19 protein-coding genes are annotated in these 17,806 nt (G+C 62.7%); 9 read left to right on the top strand and 10 right to left on the bottom strand.

Going from position 1 to position 17,806, the window contains the following annotated elements; all coding sequences use genetic code 11:
• Nucleotides 1-88: 88 nt before the first annotated feature.
• Genes Q0T48_RS20765 through Q0T48_RS20755 form a run of 3 tightly spaced genes read right to left on the bottom strand, consistent with a single transcriptional unit; the run spans nucleotide 89 to nucleotide 2,459 of the window.
• Entirely contained in the window at nucleotides 89-547 is a 459-nt protein-coding gene (locus Q0T48_RS20765; RefSeq protein WP_295960615.1) for an MlaD family protein, read from the bottom strand.
• A 12-nt stretch (nucleotides 548-559) separates the two neighbouring features.
• The gene (locus tag Q0T48_RS20760; RefSeq protein WP_295960611.1) at nucleotides 560-1,351 is read right to left on the bottom strand and encodes an ATP-binding cassette domain-containing protein; all 792 of its coding nucleotides are present in this window, start codon (nucleotides 1,349-1,351) and stop codon (nucleotides 560-562) included.
• 1 nt (nucleotide 1,352) lies between these two features.
• A complete protein-coding gene (locus Q0T48_RS20755) occupies nucleotides 1,353-2,459 on the bottom strand; it encodes an ABC transporter permease (RefSeq protein ID WP_295960608.1) in 1,107 nt (368 codons plus the stop codon).
• Between the two features lie 95 nt (nucleotides 2,460-2,554).
• On the opposite strand from Q0T48_RS20755, the gene Q0T48_RS20750 reads away from it, so the two are divergent.
• From Q0T48_RS20750 to Q0T48_RS20735, 4 genes are read left to right on the top strand one after another with little or no spacing between them, the layout of a single operon-like run.
• Entirely contained in the window at nucleotides 2,555-3,517 is a 963-nt protein-coding gene (locus Q0T48_RS20750; RefSeq protein ID WP_295960605.1) for a PhoH family protein, read from the top strand.
• A gap of 56 nt (nucleotides 3,518-3,573) precedes the next feature.
• Complete coding sequence (gene ybeY, locus Q0T48_RS20745; RefSeq protein WP_295960604.1) at nucleotides 3,574-4,038, top strand: rRNA maturation RNase YbeY; 465 nt, start codon at nucleotides 3,574-3,576, stop codon at nucleotides 4,036-4,038.
• A 13-nt stretch (nucleotides 4,039-4,051) separates the two neighbouring features.
• A complete protein-coding gene (locus tag Q0T48_RS20740) occupies nucleotides 4,052-4,531 on the top strand; it encodes a FecR family protein (RefSeq protein ID WP_295960601.1) in 480 nt (159 codons plus the stop codon).
• Nucleotides 4,528-5,136: an OmpA family protein gene (locus Q0T48_RS20735; protein ID WP_295960598.1), complete on the top strand. Its 609-nt coding sequence runs from the start codon at nucleotides 4,528-4,530 to the stop codon at nucleotides 5,134-5,136. Before Q0T48_RS20740 ends, Q0T48_RS20735 begins: the two co-directional genes overlap by 4 nt.
• Here the strand turns inward: Q0T48_RS20735 and dtd are convergent.
• Both dtd and tyrS read right to left on the bottom strand, forming a co-directional pair.
• Entirely contained in the window at nucleotides 5,133-5,570 is a 438-nt protein-coding gene (gene dtd, locus Q0T48_RS20730) for a D-aminoacyl-tRNA deacylase (protein ID WP_295960595.1), read from the bottom strand. The genes Q0T48_RS20735 and dtd overlap by 4 nt on opposite strands.
• Nucleotides 5,567-6,823, bottom strand: coding sequence for a tyrosine--tRNA ligase (gene tyrS, locus Q0T48_RS20725; RefSeq protein WP_295960592.1), 1,257 nt, complete (start codon nucleotides 6,821-6,823; stop codon nucleotides 5,567-5,569). Before tyrS ends, dtd begins: the two co-directional genes overlap by 4 nt.
• A 184-nt stretch (nucleotides 6,824-7,007) precedes the next feature.
• Here tyrS and Q0T48_RS20720 point away from each other — a divergent pair, with 184 nt between their 5' ends.
• Together Q0T48_RS20720 and Q0T48_RS20715 are read left to right on the top strand one after the other, a co-directional pair.
• Nucleotides 7,008-8,348, top strand: coding sequence for a M23 family metallopeptidase (locus tag Q0T48_RS20720; RefSeq protein WP_295960589.1), 1,341 nt, complete (start codon nucleotides 7,008-7,010; stop codon nucleotides 8,346-8,348).
• A gap of 4 nt (nucleotides 8,349-8,352) precedes the next feature.
• Nucleotides 8,353-9,456, top strand: a complete 1,104-nt coding sequence (locus tag Q0T48_RS20715) for an anhydro-N-acetylmuramic acid kinase (RefSeq protein ID WP_295960588.1) — start codon at nucleotides 8,353-8,355, stop codon at nucleotides 9,454-9,456.
• Nucleotides 9,457-9,463: 7 nt separating this feature from the next.
• On the opposite strand, the gene mdtD is transcribed toward Q0T48_RS20715, so the two are convergent.
• The 5 genes from mdtD to Q0T48_RS20690 all read right to left on the bottom strand — a co-directional run bounded on the left by mdtD (nucleotide 9,464) and on the right by Q0T48_RS20690 (nucleotide 14,082).
• The gene (mdtD, locus tag Q0T48_RS20710) at nucleotides 9,464-10,870 is read right to left on the bottom strand and encodes a multidrug transporter subunit MdtD (protein ID WP_295960585.1); all 1,407 of its coding nucleotides are present in this window, start codon (nucleotides 10,868-10,870) and stop codon (nucleotides 9,464-9,466) included.
• A gap of 61 nt (nucleotides 10,871-10,931) precedes the next feature.
• Complete coding sequence (gene erpA / locus Q0T48_RS20705; protein ID WP_092758362.1) at nucleotides 10,932-11,297, bottom strand: iron-sulfur cluster insertion protein ErpA; 366 nt, start codon at nucleotides 11,295-11,297, stop codon at nucleotides 10,932-10,934.
• Between the two features lie 163 nt (nucleotides 11,298-11,460).
• Entirely contained in the window at nucleotides 11,461-11,853 is a 393-nt protein-coding gene (gene rpsI / locus Q0T48_RS20700; RefSeq protein ID WP_295960582.1) for a 30S ribosomal protein S9, read from the bottom strand.
• A 12-nt stretch (nucleotides 11,854-11,865) separates the two neighbouring features.
• Nucleotides 11,866-12,297 (bottom strand): 50S ribosomal protein L13, encoded by a 432-nt coding sequence (gene rplM, locus Q0T48_RS20695; protein WP_092758364.1) that lies wholly within the window; start codon nucleotides 12,295-12,297, stop codon nucleotides 11,866-11,868.
• Nucleotides 12,298-12,483: 186 nt separating this feature from the next.
• A complete protein-coding gene (locus Q0T48_RS20690) occupies nucleotides 12,484-14,082 on the bottom strand; it encodes a serine/threonine protein kinase (RefSeq protein ID WP_295960578.1) in 1,599 nt (532 codons plus the stop codon).
• Nucleotides 14,083-14,152: 70 nt separating this feature from the next.
• Here Q0T48_RS20690 and rlmJ point away from each other — a divergent pair, with 70 nt between their 5' ends.
• The 3 genes from rlmJ to Q0T48_RS20675 all read left to right on the top strand — a co-directional run bounded on the left by rlmJ (nucleotide 14,153) and on the right by Q0T48_RS20675 (nucleotide 17,805).
• Nucleotides 14,153-15,055 carry a 23S rRNA (adenine(2030)-N(6))-methyltransferase RlmJ gene (gene rlmJ, locus Q0T48_RS20685; protein ID WP_295960576.1) on the top strand — a complete coding sequence of 301 codons (903 nt, stop codon included), beginning with the start codon at nucleotides 14,153-14,155 and terminating at the stop codon, nucleotides 15,053-15,055.
• 183 nt (nucleotides 15,056-15,238) lie between these two features.
• Nucleotides 15,239-16,234, top strand: coding sequence for a BMP family ABC transporter substrate-binding protein (locus Q0T48_RS20680; RefSeq protein ID WP_295960573.1), 996 nt, complete (start codon nucleotides 15,239-15,241; stop codon nucleotides 16,232-16,234).
• A gap of 11 nt (nucleotides 16,235-16,245) precedes the next feature.
• A complete protein-coding gene (locus Q0T48_RS20675) occupies nucleotides 16,246-17,805 on the top strand; it encodes an ABC transporter ATP-binding protein (RefSeq protein WP_295960571.1) in 1,560 nt (519 codons plus the stop codon).
• The last annotated feature ends 1 nt before the right edge of the window (nucleotide 17,806 follow it).

Here is a 17,806-nt window from a genome sequence, read left to right as displayed (position 1 = left end):
GGCCGCCGCTTGACTGAGGTTGCCAATGGCGCTCATCAGGTTTTTCTGGTTGTCGGCGCTAAGCAGCAGGTTGACCTGCCGCGTGGCGTCATCCAGTCGACAAGATGCTTAGCCCCCGGTCGGACAGGGTGGACAGCAGGCTGGGCCGCATCGGAATGCGGGCGGGCGACCCGTCGCCTGCGGGCAGGGCGACCTTGGACTCGCCTTTGTCGTCCAGTTGCACAAAGGCCAGGCCGGTGACGCCCTGAAAGCCCAGGGTGCCAAAGGTGGACTGGGTGATGGGCGCCTGCTCGTCCACCGCAATGCGGATCAGCACCTGGCCGGGCACTTGCCGGTCAAAGCCGATGTCTGTGACCTTGCCAATATCGACGCCTTTAAAGCGCACCGCCGCCTGCGGTTGCAGGCCGGTCACCGCGTCTTTGCTGGACAGTTCGTACAGCCGCAGCGAACGGGAATCGCGGGTCAGCCAGACCGCCAGGGCCACGAGCAGGGCCGTGACCACCAGCACAAAGGTGCCGGCCGCGAGGGCGTGAGATTTGTTTTCCATAAGGTTCCGTTTCTACACCGCGTCGGGGTGTTTGCGCAACAAGGAAGAAGCGCGCTGCCCCCGTTCACCCAGAAAGAAGTCGTGAATAAAAGGGTGCTGGTAAGCCATGACGTCTTTGGGCGTGCCGCAGACGATGATGCGCTTGTCGGCCACCACGGCAATGCGGGTGCTGAGCTCGAAGATGGTGTCCAGGTCATGCGTGACCATCACCACCGTCAGGCCCAGGCCCTGGTGCAGGGCGCGCAGCAGGGCCACAAATTCATCCGCGCCGTTCGGGTCCAGCCCGGCGGTGGGTTCGTCCAGCAGCAAGAGCGGCGGGTCCATCACCAGCGCGCGGGCCAGGGCCACGCGCTTGACCATGCCACCCGACAGGTCGGCGGGCATTTTGTCGGCATCGGCGGGGCGCAGGCCGACCATTTGCAGTTTGACCAGGGCCGCATCGCGCACCAGCGCCTCGGGCAGGGTTTTGAGTTCGCGCAGCGGAAAGGCAATGTTTTCCAGCACGGTAAAGGCCGAAAACAGCGCCCCCTGCTGGAATAGCATACCCACCCGGCTGGCCGCCCCGGCACGGCCCAGCTCCGCTGCCGGTTGGCCCAGCACCGTGACCTGGCCCTGGGCGGGTTGCTCCAGCCCCAGCATCTGGCGCAGCAGCACGGTTTTGCCGGTGCCCGAGCCGCCCACCAGCGAGAGTATTTCGCCGCGCCGCACAGTGAGCACCAGGTCTTGGTGGATGACGACCCGGCTTTTGCCGCTGCCAAACGCCGTCCACAGGCCCTGGATAGCAACGATGGTGTCTGCATCCATCTCAGACCCCCACGTTCTTGAAAACGATGGCAAACAGCGCATCCACCAAAATCACCACGGTGATCGAGCTGACCACCGAGGTGGTGGTGCCCTGCCCCAGGCTTTGGGTGTTGGGCTTGACGCGCAGGCCGCAGTGGCAGCCCACCAGCGCAATCAGCACGCCAAATACGGCCGACTTGAATACCGCCAGCCCCAGGTTGGCCACGCCCACCGCCCCCGGCAGCGCCTGTAAAAAGAACGAGGGCGTGATGCCCAGCGCCAGGTCGGCCGCCAACATGCCCCCGGCCAGCGCGGTCAGCGTGGTCCACACGCTGATCAGCGGCATGGCGATGGCCAGCGCAATGGCACGCGGCATTACCAGCCGGTAGCCCAGCGGGATGCCCATCACCCGCATGGCATCCAGCTCTTCGGTGACGCGCATCACGCCGATCTGCGCCGTGATGGCCGAGCCGGAGCGCCCGGCAATCAGGATGGCGGCCAGCATCGGCCCCAGCTCGCGTACCACCGACATACCCAGGATGTTGACGATGAAGGCCTCGGCCCCAAACTGGCGCAACTGCTGCGATGTCAAGTAGGCCAGCACCACGCCAATCAAAAAACCCACCAGCGCGGTGATTGGCAGGGCCATGGTGCCCATTTGGTACAGGTGGCCGGAAATGTCCCGCCACGGCCCAGCCTGCGGGCGGCGTGCCAGGCGCAGCAGGTCTAGCGCCAGTTGGCCCACCATGCGCAGCAACACCATCCCCTGCGCCAGGCCCGCCAGCACCCACACGCCCAATGCGTCAAAGCACTGCGCCCAGGTGGTGTCGTGGCTGGGGGGCGCGGTAGTGGAGAAGCTGGCGACCCGTTCCAGCAGGCTGCGCTGCTCGGGCAGCAGGTCGATCTGCGCCGGCCATTGGCGACCCCAGTGGTTCCACAGCAGCTGCGCCCCCACATGGTCCAGCCGCTCCACGCCCGCCAGATCCCAGTGTGCAGAAGGCGGCAGCGCCTGCAAGGCCGCGGTGGCCGCCCGCCACTGCGGGGGCACGGCCAGGTCGGCAGCCGCCCAGCGGCCCAAAAGCCGTGCGGTAGGGCCAGGGGTGATGCGGGGGGCGGAATCCAAAGTCATAGTGCGCCCCATGCTACCAACCCCCAGGCCCGCAGCAGGTAGGACAAGCGCCTGAAAACAGCCTCCCCAAGCGGGGTACAGGCGACAATAGGCGCATGATTCTTCGCTACACCTTTTCACCCCCCAACAACACCCGGCTAGACCATCTGTGTGGCCCCATGGACAGCCACCTGCGCACCATCGAAGTGGCGCTGCAAATCAGCATTGCCCACCGCCACGAACAATTCAAGATCGACGGCCCCAAGCCCAAGGCCCAGCAGGCGCTGGAGCTGCTGCAGGCGCTGTACGAGCAGGCTGCGCGCCCGATCCGCCCCGACACCGTGCAATTGATGTTGGCCACCGACACCAGCGAAGGCGCTGACAGCCAGTCGCTGCAAACCCGGCGCGCCGACCTGCGGGCCCGCACGCCCAACCAGGCCACCTACCTGGAAAACATCGCCCAGCACGACATCACCTTTGGCATCGGCCCGGCGGGCACCGGCAAAACCTATCTGGCCGTGGCCTGCGCGGTGGACGCGCTGGAGCGCAGCGCCGTGCAGCGCATCGTGCTGACCCGCCCGGCGGTGGAAGCTGGGGAGCGCCTGGGCTTTTTGCCCGGCGACCTGAACCAGAAGATCGACCCGTATCTGCGCCCGCTGTACGACGCGCTGTACGAGCTGATGGGAGCCGAAAAAGTGCAAAAAGCCTTTGAGCGCAACGCCCTGGAAGTGGCCCCGCTGGCCTTCATGCGCGGGCGCACGCTGAACAACGCCTTTGTGATCCTGGACGAGGCGCAAAACACCACGCCCGAGCAAATGAAGATGTTTTTGACCCGCATCGGCTTCGGGGCCAAGGCCGTGATCACCGGCGACGTAAGCCAGATCGACCTGCCCAAAACGCAAACCAGTGGCCTGATCGACGCTGAACAGGTGCTGCGCCGCACCAAGGGCATCGCCATCTGCCGCTTCACCAGCGCCGACGTGGTGCGCCACCCGCTGGTAGCCCGGATTGTGGATGCCTACGATACCCGGGGTAAATCCGATACCGCCCCCGCGCCGCGCAAACGTGCTGCGCCCTGAAACTACGTATTTGATAGCTATAAGCGCATACAAAATATACGCTAGAGCCCTAAAACATGCTTAAAAACTTGCAACTGTCCCTGCAATTCGGCGAACTGGCCAACCCCACCGAACGCGCCCTGCACCGTGCCGCCCTGCCACGGCATAGCGTCAACCGCTGGATCCGCCATGCGTTAGAGCTGGACGGCGAAATCACGGTGCGCATTGTCGATACCGCAGAAGGCCAAGCCCTGAACCGCGACTACCGCCACAAAGACTACGCCACCAACGTGCTGACCTTCGACTACACCCAAGAGCCCATCGTCACCGCCGATCTGGTGCTGTGTGCCCCGGTGGTGGCCCGCGAAGCCACCGAGAACGGTAAAACGCTTCAAGCGCACTATGCCCATCTGCTGGTCCACGGTACCCTGCATGCGCAGGGCTACGACCACGAGACCAGTGAAACCGATGCCGTGGCCATGGAAGCACTGGAAACGCAAATTCTGGCCGAAATGGGCTTCGCCAACCCCTACGCAGCTTAAGCTGGAGAACACCATGCGACTCTTTTTATCCACCCTAGCGCTGGTACTGTGCTGCAGCACAGCCGGGGCCCAAGGCAGCAATGCCGGCTTGGCATCCAGCAGCGATGCCGCCCGTGCAGGCACGCTCAAAACCGTGCAAGGGGTGGTTACCGTCACCAACGCCCAGGGGCTCCACCCGGTCCACTCCGGCGACCCCGTGGCCGAGGCCGACAGGCTGGTCACCGGAGTCGATAGCGCGGCCAGCGTGGTGATGCGCGACGGCACCACCCTGGTGCTCGGCCCCAACAGCCAGCTTGACATCACCAGCTTCGCCTTCAATGGCACCACACAAAAAGGCAACATGTTCATCAGCCTGCTGCGCGGCAGCCTGCGCATGGTCACCGGGCTGGTCGGCAAGGGCAACCCCGATGCGGTCAAGATCACCACGCCCACCTCGGTGATTGGCGTGCTGGGCACCGACTTTCTCGTCCGTGCAGACGAAGGCCGGCCATGATGGGCCCCGCTATCGTCGCCATCGGTGGCCTGGTGATCGCGCTGCTGGCGGGCCGCGCCATACCCCCCAAGTCGGAAGTGGTGCTGCTGCCCCAAGCCGACGGATCGCCTTCATCGGTGGTGGTGGTGTCGGGCACCGCCAGCCAAACCCTGTTCACCCCTTACCAGCGCGCCTCAGTCGTGCTCGGCCAGGTACCCACACAAGACAACCTCGACTCCAGCGCCGTGCAGCAGGCTTTCCCGGCGCTCTTCAGTGCCATGCCGCCACCACCCGAGTACTACACCGTCTACTTTGAAGTCGGGGACACCACCCTCACCACCGAGTCGCAGGCCGACCTGGTGAAAGTGCTGGCCGCTGCCCACCAGCGTGCCGGGGCCGACATCCTAGTCATCGGCCACACCGATGCGCAAGGCGACGATAGTGACAACGATACGCTGTCACTGCAACGTGCCCAACAGGTCCGCCAGATGCTGCTGCAAGACCCGGAGTCGGTGAAGGCGGAATTGATTGAAGCCCGTGGCCGGGGCAAGCGCCAACTGGCCGTGCCCACCGCCGACGGCGTGGCCGAAGCCCGTAACCGCCGGGTGGAAATCGTCTTACGCTAGAGCTGAATGGGAATGGTGACCGGGCCGTCGTTGACCAGATGCACCTGCATGTCGGCCCCGAACTGCCCCGTCTGCACGGGGCTGTGCGCGCGCTGGGCCTGGGCCACAAAGTAGTCGTACAAACGCCGCCCCTCGTCGGGCGGAGCCGCGCCGGTAAAGCTGGGCCGGTTGCCGCCCGCCACATCGGCCGCCAGCGTGAACTGGCTTACCACCAGCAGGCCACCGGCCACGTCTTGCAGGCTCAGGTTCATCTTGCCCGCCGCGTCGCTAAAGATGCGCAGCTTGAGGATTTTGGCCAACAGCCGGCTGGCTTGCGCATCGGTATCGCCGCGCTCGGCACACAGCAGCACCAGCAGGCCGGAGCCAATCTGGCCCACCACCTGCCCGGCAATCTCGACGCGGGCCTGGGCGACCCGCTGGAGAACCGCTTTCAAGCGATGGTTACCCGCGCGAACTTGCGCTTGCCCACCTGTACCACGTAGGTGCCTGCGCCCAGCTTCAAGCCCTTGTCGCTGACCACGCAGGAATCGACGCGCACGCCGCCACCGTCGATCAGGCGGTTACCTTCGCCGCTGCTGGCGGCCAGCCCGGCCATTTTCAGCAGTGCACCAATGCTCAAGGCGGCACCGTCCTCGCCCAGCGGCACGGCTACGTCGGCAATCTCGTCCGGCACGCCGCCCTTGCTGCGGTTGTTGAAATCCTGCTCGGCGGCATCGGCGGCAGCGGCACTGTGGAAGCGCGCCGTGATCTCTTTGGCCAGGGCCACCTTGGCATCCTTGGGGTTACGACCGCCTTCAATCTCGGCCTTGAGCGCAGCGATCTTGGCCTCGGACTTGAACGACAGCAGGGTGTACCAGCGCCACATCAGCACGTCGGAAATGCTCAACACCTTGGCAAACATGGTGTTGGGCGCTTCGCTGATGCCGATGTAGTTGTTTTTGGACTTGGACATCTTCTCCACGCCGTCCAAGCCCTCCAACAGCGGCATGGTCAGGATGCACTGCGGCTCCTGGCCGTATTCGGCCTGCAGGTGGCGGCCCATCAGCAGGTTGAACTTCTGGTCGGTGCCGCCGAGTTCCAGGTCGCTCTTGAGCGCTACCGAGTCATAGCCCTGCATCAGCGGGTACAAGAACTCGTGCACCGCGATCGACTGGCCGCCATGGAAGCGGTCGTGGAAGTCGTTGCGCTCCATCATGCGGGCCACGGTGTAGCGGGATGCCAGCTGGATCATGCCGCGCGCGCCCAGCGGTTCGCTCCATTCGCTGTTGTAGCGGATCTCGGTTTTGCTTGGGTCCAGCACCAGGCTGGCCTGCTTGTAGTAGGTTTCGGCGTTGAACTTGATCTGCTCGGGCGTGAGTGGCGGCCGCGTACTGTTGCGCCCGCTCGGGTCGCCGATCAGCGAGGTGAAGTCACCGATCAGGAAGATCACCGTATGGCCCAGGTCCTGCAACTGGCGCATTTTGTTGAGCACCACGGTGTGGCCGATGTGGATGTCGGGCGCGGTGGGGTCCAGGCCCAGCTTGATGCGCAGCGGCACGCCAGTAGCTTCGGAACGGGCCAGTTTTTTCAGCCAATCTTCTTGCGGTATCAGCTCGTCGCAGCCGCGAAGCGACACCGCAAGGGCTTCTTTCACACGATCTGTTACAAGAAATGAGCCACTCGGCTTTACGTATGCGGGTTGATTCATAAGGGTTTTTCAGTGCTTTAACGGTTGTGGCCCACGCGGGTCGCCGCTATACTCGCGGACTCGCTGTAACCCCTGATTTTAGTGGCGCGTTGCCTGATAGGCCGCCCCCACACTGAACTTCCAGGCTGCATAGCACGATTTCCAAGCTGCGCCTCAGCACCCACATTCGTTAGGAACCCCTCTTTTGAACCACGGTCTTCCAACCGTCAGCGATCGCTTGATATCCCTGTTGCAACGCCACCCCAAGCGCCTCACCGCGCTGGTGGCCGCCTTCTTGCTGGGCGGAGGTGGCGGCGCATTTGCCGTTGCGTCCCTCGGCCCGGATGCCGCTGACCTCCCCGTCCATCAAATTTCCGAAGCGGTGCAGCCGCTGGCCCTGCAAGAGCAGGCCAATGCGCTCAACACCCACACTTTCAACCTGTTCCGCACCGAAACCACCCGCTCCAGCGACACGGCCAGATCCTTGTTGCAGCGCTTAGGTATCGACGATGCGGAGGCGGTGGCGTTTTTGCGCAGCGACACGTTGGCTAGCAAAGCCCTGCTGGGTCGGGCAGGCCGCGTGGTCCACGCAGAAGCCAGTGACAGCCATGCCCTGCGCAGCCTGAGCGTGCGTTGGAGCCCCTCCAACAATAGCGTTTTTGAGCGCATGGTGATCGAAAAAACGGCGCAAGGCTTGCGCTCCCGCATCGAAACCGCCGACCTGCAAAATACCAGCCGCCTGGCGGGCGGCACGGTGCGCAGCTCGCTGTTTGCCGCCACCGACGAAGCGGGCATCCCCGAAGCGGTGGCCACCCAACTGGCAGATATCTTCGCCAGCGACATCGACTTCCACCGCGGCCTGCGCAAGGGTGACCACTTCTCGGTGGTCTACGAAACCGCCGAGGCCGATGGCCAGGTGGTTCGCACCGGTCGGGTGCTTAGCGCAGAGTTCACCAACAACGGCAAGACCTACCAAGCTCTGTGGTTTACCGAGCCGGGCAAAAAAGGCAACTACTACACACTGAACGGGCAAAGCCTACGCCGCTCGTTCTTGGCCTCGCCGGTGGAGTTTTCGCGCATCACCAGCGGCTTCAGCATGCGCATGCACCCGATCCTGAAAAACTGGCGCGCCCACCTGGGTGTGGACTACGCCGGAGCCATCGGCACGCCGGTGCGCACCGTGGGCGACGGCGTGGTGGAGTTTGCCGGGGTGCAAAACGGATACGGCAACGTCATCATCGTCAAACACCAGAACCAGAACGAAACCGTCTACGCCCACCTGAGCCAGATCAATGTGCGCGTCGGCCAGGCCGTCAGCCAAGGCGACCATATCGGTGCTGTGGGCGCAACCGGCTGGGCGACCGGCCCGCACCTGCATTTTGAATTCCGCGTCAACGGCGTGCACCAGGATCCGCTGACCATTGCCCGCCAGAACGACAGCCAGCCCGTGTCCCCCACGGCCAAGGCGGCCTTCAACCAGCTCTCCAGCGTGATGCGCCAGCAACTGTCGGCGGCGACGTCGATCCAGCAGGCCAGCGCGGACTGATACCGTGCGCGATCTGTTCATCGGCCTGATGTCCGGCACCTCGCTGGACGGCGTGGACGGCGTATTGGTGGACTTTGCCGGTGACCGCATGCAGGTGCAGCAGTACGCCACCCTGCCCTTCCCGCCCGCGCTCCAGGCCGAACTGCTAGCGCTCAATACCCCTGGCGACAACGAACTGCACCGCGCAGCCCTGGCCGCCAATGGACTGGTCGGCATATATGCCGGGGTAGTGCAACAGTTGCTGGAGCGCAGCGGTACCCTCGCCACACAGGTTAAGGCCATCGGTGCCCATGGCCAGACAGTACGGCACCGCCCGCAAGAATTCGGCGCTACCGGCTACACCCTGCAACTCAATAACCCGGCGCTACTGGCCGAACACACAGGCATCACTGTGGTGGCCGACTTCCGCAGCCGCGACGTGGCGGCAGGCGGCCAGGGCGCACCGCTAGTGCCCGCCTTCCACCAACAGGTCTTTGGCCGCGCAGGTGAAGCGGTGGCGGTGCTGAATATTGGCGGCATCTCCAACCTCAGCCTGTTGTACGGGCAGATTCTGGGCTTTGACTGCGGCCCCGGCAACGCCCTGATGGACCACTGGTGCCAGTTGCACACCGGCCAGCCCTATGACGCGGACGGCACCTGGGCCGCCAGCGGCACGGTGTGCCCCGCCCTGCTGGATACCCTGCTGGACGAGCCCTACCTGACCAAAGCCCCGCCTAAAAGCACGGGGCGAGACCTGTTCAATCCACCCTGGCTGGCCAGCAAGCTGCAGGGTTTTGCCGGGCTAGCTCCGGTGGGTGTGCAAGCCACATTGACCGAATTGACCGCTAGCGCAATAGCCACCTGCATTAGAAGCTATGGAAAAAATAGCAAGCTATTGATTGTGTGCGGTGGCGGTGCCCTTAACAAGTATTTGATGCAGCGCCTGCAAGCCTTACTACCGGGGATGCAGGTGCAGTCGTCTGCCACACACGGCCTGCCGCCCTTGCAGGTAGAGGCGGCAGCGTTCGCCTGGCTAGCCCGCCAGACGGTGCTGGGCTTACCTGGCAACCTGGCCAGCGTGACCGGTGCACGCGGTGAACGGGTACTGGGTGCGGTCTACCCGGCCTGACCTTGCATCAATGGTTGTCCACGGGGGCCGAACCCGTGCCGCGTGCGTCGGGCGACAACTGCCAGAAAATCCAGGCCGAGGCCAACGTCATCAGCCCCATGGTCGCAAACGTGGCGTGGAAGGCATCCAAAGTCTGTGCCGACCCTGCCCCCTCAAAGTAGCCAGTAAAGCCCGCCAGCACGGCCCCAGCGGCCGCCACGCCCATACTCATGGCCAGCATCTGCACCATCGACAGCAAACTGTTGCCGCTGCTGGTTAGTGGGCCTTCCAAGTCTTTCAAGGTGACCGTGTTCATGGCGGTGAACTGCATCGAATTCACGGCGCCAAAAATCGCCAGTTGCACCAGCTTCAGCCATAACGGCTGCTCTGGTGTCACCAGCGCAAAACTGGCCATGGTCAGCCCTACCAGCACCGTGTTCAGCACCAGTACCAAGCGGTAGCCCAGCCGGGTGATGAGCCGGGTGGCCAGGGTCTTGGTGACCATGCCCGCCAAGGCCACCGGCAACATCATCATGCCCGCCTGCGACGGCGAATAGCCCATGCTGACCTGCAGCAGCAAGGGAATCAAAAACGGCATGCAACTGCTGCCGATGCGCGCAAACAGATTGCCCAGAAGGCCGATCGTCAGCGACGAAATATCAAACAGGCGCGGTGAAAACAGCGGATCGGGCTGGCGCATGGCATGCAGCCAGTAGGCCACCAGGCTGGCCAGCCCAAACATCAGCAGCACCAGCACGGTAGCCTGGCGCAGTCCCAGCTCCGAAAGCCCGTCCAGCGACAGCGACAAAGCCACCATGCCAAACGACAGCATGGCGTAGCCGCCCAGGTCAAACCGCCTGGACACCACCCGCAGACCCTCGGGCATGAAGGCCAGCGTGGCCGCGCAGCCGAGCACGCCCACCGGCAGGTTGATCAGGAAAATCCAGTGCCAGGTGGCATATTCCACCAGCCAGCCGCCCAGCGTGGGGCCTATCAGCGGGCCGATCAAACCGGGCAAGGCCACAAAACTCATGGCCTTCAAAAACTGCTCGCGCGGAAAGGCCCGCAGCACCGCCAGCCGCCCCACTGGCAGCAGCAAAGCCCCGCCAATGCCCTGGACGATGCGCGACAGCACCAGCTGGGTCAGGCTCTGGGAAACCGCGCACAGCAACGACCCCAGGGTGAACAACACAATCGCCGATACAAACAGACGGCGGGTACCAAAACGATCGGCCATCCAGCCCGAGGCCGGAATCAACATAGCCATGGTCAGCGAATAGGCCACCACAACCGACTGCATACGTAGCGGGCTCACCCCCAGGCTGGCCGCCATGGCGGGCAAGGCGGTGTTGACGATGGTGGCATCCAGCGTCTGCATGAAAAACCCGATGGCCACTAGCCACAGCAGACGCTGGTTGGATGCGTCTTCTTGCATATTTCTTTTTTCACCCACAAAAAAGCCGCCCTCGGGCGGCTGTTTTTGACACGCTCAGCGTTTACGCCGAGAAGCTGGAGCCGCAGCCGCAGGTGCTGGTGGCATTGGGGTTCTTGATGACGAACTGGGCCCCTTGCAGGTCTTCCTTGTAATCGATCTCGGCACCCAGCAGGTACTGGTAGCTCATGGCATCGATTAGCAGGGATACACCGTTCTTGGTCATGGTGGTGTCGTCTTCGTTAGTGATTTCGTCGAAGGTGAAACCGTACTGGAAGCCGGAGCAGCCGCCACCCTGCACAAACACCCGCAGTTTCAGGTCCGGATTGCCTTCTTCGGCGATCAGGTCGGCCACTTTGGCGGCAGCGCTGTCGGTGAAGACGATGGGGGTGGGCATTTCGGTCTGGATGTTTTCGGCAAGGGCGCTCATGAGGTACTCCGTTATCAATTGAGTCTGATGCTACTGCAATCCAGTGGCGGCAGCACAGAAGATGTGGTTTGCCGCTAGTCGCAGTGCGGTCTTTACACAAACAAAAAACCGCCACAACCCGAGGGTCTGGCGGTTTTCCGAATCGCTGTAACAGCGATAAAGCTTAACGCTTGGAGAACTGCTTGCGACGGCGAGCACCGTGCAAACCGACCTTCTTACGTTCAACTTCGCGCGCATCACGCGTCACGAAACCAGCTTTGCTCAGCTCAGGCTTGAGCGTAGCGTCGTAGTCGATCAGGGCGCGGGTAATGCCGTGGCGGGTAGCGCCAGCTTGGCCGGACTCGCCACCGCCGTGCACATTCACCATCACGTCGAAAGTCTCGGCGTGGTTGGTCAGTAGCAGGGGTTGCTTGCAAATCATGATCGAGGTGGCACGACCGAAGAATTCGGTGATGTCTTTACCATTGACCTTAATTTGGCCGGAGCCTTTTTTCAGAAACACACGTGCGACGCTGGATTTGCGACGGCCGGTGCCATTATTCCAATCACCAATCATCAGAAATACTCCTTAGATGTCCAGCACTTTAGGCTGTTGGGCGGTGTGTGGGTGCACAGCACCACCGTACACCTTGAGCTTCTTGATCATGGCGTAGCCGAGCGGGCCCTTGGGCAGCATGCCCTTGACGGCTTTTTCCAAGGCGCGGCCTGGGTGTTTGGCTTGCATGTCGCGGAACGAGATGGCAGAAATGCCACCTGGGTAACCGGAATGGCTGTAGTAAATCTTGTCAGTCGACTTGGCGCCGGTGACGCGCAGTTGGGCTGCGTTGATGATGACAATGAAGTCACCGGTATCGACGTGAGGCGTATAAATGGCCTTGTGTTTGCCGCGCAAACGGAGAGCAACTTCGCTGGCTACTCGTCCGAGGACCTTGTCGGTCGCGTCAATCACAAACCACTCATGCACTACGTCAGCGGGTTTGGCGCTGAAAGTTTTGGTCATGAATTTTCTCTTTGAAAGAATGGTTTGGCCAACCCAAGAGGTTGGCGTTCTAGCAGCCCTTTTCCACGGTCGGCGTCTCTCTAGTGGAGATCTCTTAGGTGGGTTTTAAACTTCGCCGCGGGGCCAGCTATTCGCTGCGAAGCCAATGATTATACAAAGTTGTTGACCGCACCGTCAAATCAGGCATCAACGCCGCTTTTGTTGCTGGGCCAGCAGCCGCTGCGTGTTTTCCTTGCAGACCTCCAATTCGGCAAATTCCGGCTTTTGGCATTCCCGGTACAGGCACATCGGGCGGGTCAAGAAATTATTGTCGGTGCACAAAAACACCGAGACATTCCCGGCCAAAGCGGTGCGCTGGGGCGGGGCCACATGTGCAGAAACCGCCGCCCCCGCCGGGTTTGGTGCCGAGGACGTACTTCTCTCTTTGGCGGAGACGGGTTTTTTGGGCGGCGATACAGGGAGAGTCTCTGCTGGAATCGCCGCGGGTGCTACCACCGGCTCTGCCACCACGCTGGCGGTAACGACTGGCGGCACAGGTGCCAGTGCAGCAAGCACAGGCGCGGAGGCCGGGGTTTCAGCCAGCCCGGAAACCTCGGACGACTGCCTCCACACCGCGGTACCCGCACCGGCCACCAGTGCCAGCAAAGCCACCAACGCCCAGACTCTGGGCCTACGTGGATGCACCTTGTCTGACACCACCAGCGCCGTGCCCACAACCTCCAAATGCCCGCCTACCGACGGCCGAGGCGGGTACACAAAATGCGTGGGCAGCTCGGCCAAGTCCAGGGTCTCTGGCCGCGCCCGCTCTTGTGGCGTGAGTTGCCAGCCCTGCCCCATCTCGGTGCGCCAGTCGAACTGGGTCATTTCTGCTGGTGGCTGCAAGCCCAGGGCATGGACAAAAGCCTGTACCGACTGCGGACGGTCTTCAGGGCGAATCGCCAAAGCCTGGTCGATCGCGCCCACAAACATGGAGGAATAGGCCTGGCCCTGCGCGGCCTGCGCCACCGCCTGCATGCTGGGCATGCGGTCCCGCAATACCCGGAAGGTTGCGGGCAGGGGCAAGGCATCGGCCACGCAGCCATGCACCACGGCGGCCAACGCATACAAATCGCTCCAGGGCCCCTGTGCCATGTCGCGCACGTCGGCATATTGCTCAATAGGCGCGTAATTCACCTTGAGCACGGCCGTGTGTTTCAGACCCAGGTCGCCAATCGCCCGACGGGCCGCGCCCAGGTCCAGCAGCACGGGCGGCCCACTGTCCTGCAAGAAAATATTTTCAGGCGATACGTCTCTGTGCACGGTGTGGCTGTCGTGCAGCAACTGCAGCGCCTGCAGTACCGACCACAGCACTTGGCGCAGCCAGCTTTCCGACGGCGGGCCGCGCATCTGGCCCCGGGCCTGCTTGAGAGTCATGCCGCTGTACAGGGGCATGACCATGTACGCCGTGTTGTTCGCCTCCCAGAAGCGAAACACCTTGACCAGCGAGGGGTGGTCAAACTGCGCCAGCAGCCGGGCTTCGGCCACAAAAGACTGCAAACCGGCTTGGTAGCTGGCACCGTCCAGGGACGAGCGAATGCCGACGGTGACGCTCCCTGCACGTCCTGCCAGCGCCGTCGGCATGTATTCCTTGATGGCGACCGACCGGTGCAGGGAATGGTCGTAGGCCTCGTAGACCATGCCGAAACCGCCCACACCCAGCAGCCGCACCAGCTCGAACTCACCCAGACGTGCGCCACTTGGTAGGGCATCGGTATGGAGAATGGGGGGCTGGATAGAGTCGGTCATGGCGAAAAGGAGGACTAGTTTAGTGCGTCGCCCCACACAGTCGGTGCGCGCCTCGTTACCATAGAGGGATATGTTTAGTTACCGCCACGCCTTCCACGCAGGCAACCACGCCGATGTGCTCAAACACACGGTTTTGATTGCCGCCCTCAAACACCTGACCGAAAAAGACCCGGCCTTGGCCGTGCTGGACACCCACGCGGGTGCCGGTCTGTACCGGCTCGATGGCGACTACGCCGAAACCAGCGGCGAGGCGGCCAACGGCATTCTCAAGCTGCTGGCCGACCCTGAACCGGGCCAGCCCCCGCTGGCGGCCGCACCCGCGCTACAAGATTACCTGGACCTGGTGGCTAGCTTTAATAAATCAGGCGGCAAAAAGGTCTACCCGGGCTCCCCGTTCATCATGCAACAACTGTTACGTGACCACGACCGGCTTAAGCTGTTTGAACTGCATCCCACCGACAGCAAAACCCTGTCGGCCAACATCGCCCAGCTGTCGGCCGGGCGACAGGTCGCGGTGTTCCGCGAAGACGGCTTTGAAGGCATCCGTAAATTCCTGCCTCCACCGAGCCGCCGTGCTTTCCTGCTCTGCGATCCCAGCTATGAAATCAAGAGCGACTACAGCCTGGTGGCCGAAATGATCGCCAACAGCCTGAAGCTGTTTGCCACCGGCACTTACGCGGTCTGGTACCCCATCATTCCGCGCCCAGAAGCCCATGATCTGCCGCGCAAGCTCAAAACCCTGGCCACCAAGGCCGGTAAGAGCTGGCTGCACGCCACACTGACCGTCAAGTTCAGCAAGCTCACCACCGATGCCGACGGCGAAGTCAAGCGCCCCGGCCTGCCCGCCAGCGGCATGTTCCTGATCAACCCGCCACACACTTTGAAAGCCGCGCTCAAGCCCGCACTGGCCCAGATGGTGGAACGTCTGGGACAAGACAAACACGCCACCTCGACACTGGATTCGGGCGGCTGACCCCGTAAGACCTTGTATGGATTGTGGAAATTCAGGCAGGTGCGCAACCGGGTGTTTCCTCCAATCCCGAATCATTGGAATTCGCTTAATATCTTGACCAAATGATCAAGATATTGCTTCAAACTGGCAAGTTTATTGCTTGATGTTTTGGCCTTATTTCATCCACCACCCCACCTGCCTGCTATGAAACTCACTTCCATCTCTCTCGTTGTCGCCACTGCTTTTTGCGCTCTTAGCGCGCACGCGGCCGACCCCAAATTGGCGCTGGTCTACGGCAGCGGCGGCAAGTTTGACAAATCGTTCAACCAGTCGGCCTACGAAGGTGCCGAGCGCTTCAAAAAGGAGACCAAGATCGGTTACCTGGAAGCCTCCATCACCTCCGACGCGCAAAGCGAGCAGGTGCTACGCCAGATGGCCCGCAAGAACGTCGACCTGGTGGTCTCCATCGGCTTCTCGATGACCAATGCGGTCACCACCGTGTCCAAGGAATTCCCCAAGGTCAAGTTCATGATCATCGACGACGAGGTCAAGGGCGACAACGTCAGCTCCGTGACCTTCAAGGAGCAAGAAGGCTCCTACCTGGTAGGCGTGGCCGCCGCACTGGCCAGCAAGTCGCAAAAAGTCGGCTTCATCGGCGGTATGGACGTGCCCCTGATCCGCGCCTTTGGCTGCGGCTATGCCCAGGGTGCCAAGTCGGTGGACGCCAAGATCGACGTGACGCAAAACATGGTCGGCACCACCCCCGCCGCCTGGAGTGATCCAGCCAAGGGCGGCGAGCTGGCCCGGGCGCAGTTTGACCGCGGCGTGGACGTGGTGTTTGCCGCCGCCGGTGGTAGCGGCATGGGCGCACTGCAGGCCGTCAAGGACAAGGGCAAACTCGGCATTGGTGTCGATTCCAACCAAAACCCGCTGTACCCCGGCTTCATCCTGACCTCCATGCTCAAGCGCGTAGACAACGCCACCTACGACGGCTTCATGAGCATCAAGAACGGTACCTGGACCGCTGGCGTGATCAGCAAGGGCCTGAAAGAAGGCGGTGTGGACTGGGCGCTGGACGCCAACAACCGCAAACTCATCACTCCCGCCATGGAGACCCGCATCAAGCAAGCCGCTGCCGACATCGTCGCAGGCAAGGTCAAGGTGGTGGACTACCGCGCCGGCAACAGCTGCCCCGTCTAACCGAGGGCGTGGTGACTGCGCAAGAAAGCGGCACCCTGCCGGGGGTGCCGGTCGTCGAATTCCAAGGCATTTCCAAACAGTTTGGGGCGGTCAAGGCCAACGCCCAGGTCAGCTTCAAGGTCCGCAAAGGCTCCATCCACGGCATCGTGGGTGAAAACGGCGCGGGCAAATCCACGCTGATGAGCATTCTGTACGGATACTACCAGGCCGACAGCGGGCAGATTCTGCTCAACGGCCAGCCCGCCCCCATGCGCAACAGCCAGGAAGCCATCCAGCGCGGCATCGGCATGATCCACCAGCACTTCATGCTGGTGGACAGCTTTACTGTGCTGGAAAACATCTTGCTGGGCGTGGAAGGCGCGCTGGTGCTGGATGCACCGTTTCAGGCCGCAGAAAAGCGCCTGCGCGCACTGGGTGCCGAGTACAACCTCGAAGTCGACCCCAACGTGCGGGTAGAAAACCTGTCGGTGGGTGCGCAGCAGCGGGTGGAAATCTTGAAGCTGATCTACCGCGGTGCCGACATCCTGATTCTGGACGAGCCCACCGCTGTGCTCACACCCCAAGAAACCGACTCTTTGTTTGCCATCCTGCGCGTCTTCCGCGACCAGGGCAAAACCATCATCCTGATCACCCACAAGCTGCAGGAAATCTTTGCGCTGACCGACCGCGTCACCGTGATGCGCGCAGGCACCGTGGTGGGCGAGGTCGATACCGCCACCAGCAGCCGCGAGGCCGTGGCCAGCCTGATGATTGGCCGCAGTATCGAATCCACCCTGTCGCGCGGCCCCTACCAGCCCGGTGCCGCGGTGCTGGAGGTAGAACACCTTAGCCTGCACACCACCCAGGGCGTAAAGCTGCTGGACGACCTGAACTTCCAAGTGCGCGCCGGGGAGATCGTGGCCGTGGCCGGGGTGTCGGGCAACGGCCAGTCTGAGCTATTGGAAGTGCTGGCGGGCATGCGCCTGCCCAGCAGCGGCGACATCCGCTACCAAGGCCAACCCCTGCCCTTCAAGGGGCGGCGCGATGCCGACGGCCTGCCTGCGGTGTACCGTACCCTGGGCATCGCCCACGCGCCCGAAGACCGGCTGCGCGAAGGCCTGGTCAAAGCCAACTCGGTAGCCCTCAACGCCCTGCTGGGGCACCAGAACGACCGCCTGTTCAAGTCCGGCTGGCTGCTCAATCCGCAGGCCATCCTGGCCCACGCCAAAAAGCTGATTGCCGAATTTGACGTGCGCCCCACCGACCCCACGCTGCGCGTCGGCTTGCTATCGGGTGGAAACCAACAAAAAGTGGTGCTAGCGCGCGAAATAGCTGCACAACCTGCTCTCATTTTGATAGGGCAGCCCACCCGCGGCGTGGACATAGGCTCGATCGAGACCATCCACCGCCGCCTGCTGGCGCTGCGCGACGCGGGCATCGCCATCGTGCTGGTGTCGGTGGAACTGGAAGAAATCCGCGTGCTGGCCGACCGCATCCTGGTGATGTGTGGCGGCAAGATCACCGGCGAACTGGCGGCGGGGGACTTTGACACCACCCGCATCGGCCTGATGATGGGCGGCGTGACGCACTAAA

The sequence above is a fragment of the Rhodoferax sp. genome (assembly GCF_025354435.1).
Taxonomy (GTDB): domain Bacteria; phylum Pseudomonadota; class Gammaproteobacteria; order Burkholderiales; family Burkholderiaceae_C; genus Rhodoferax_B.
Note: the sequence above shows the minus strand (reverse complement) of the source record. Positions and strands in the feature narration are given on the sequence as shown.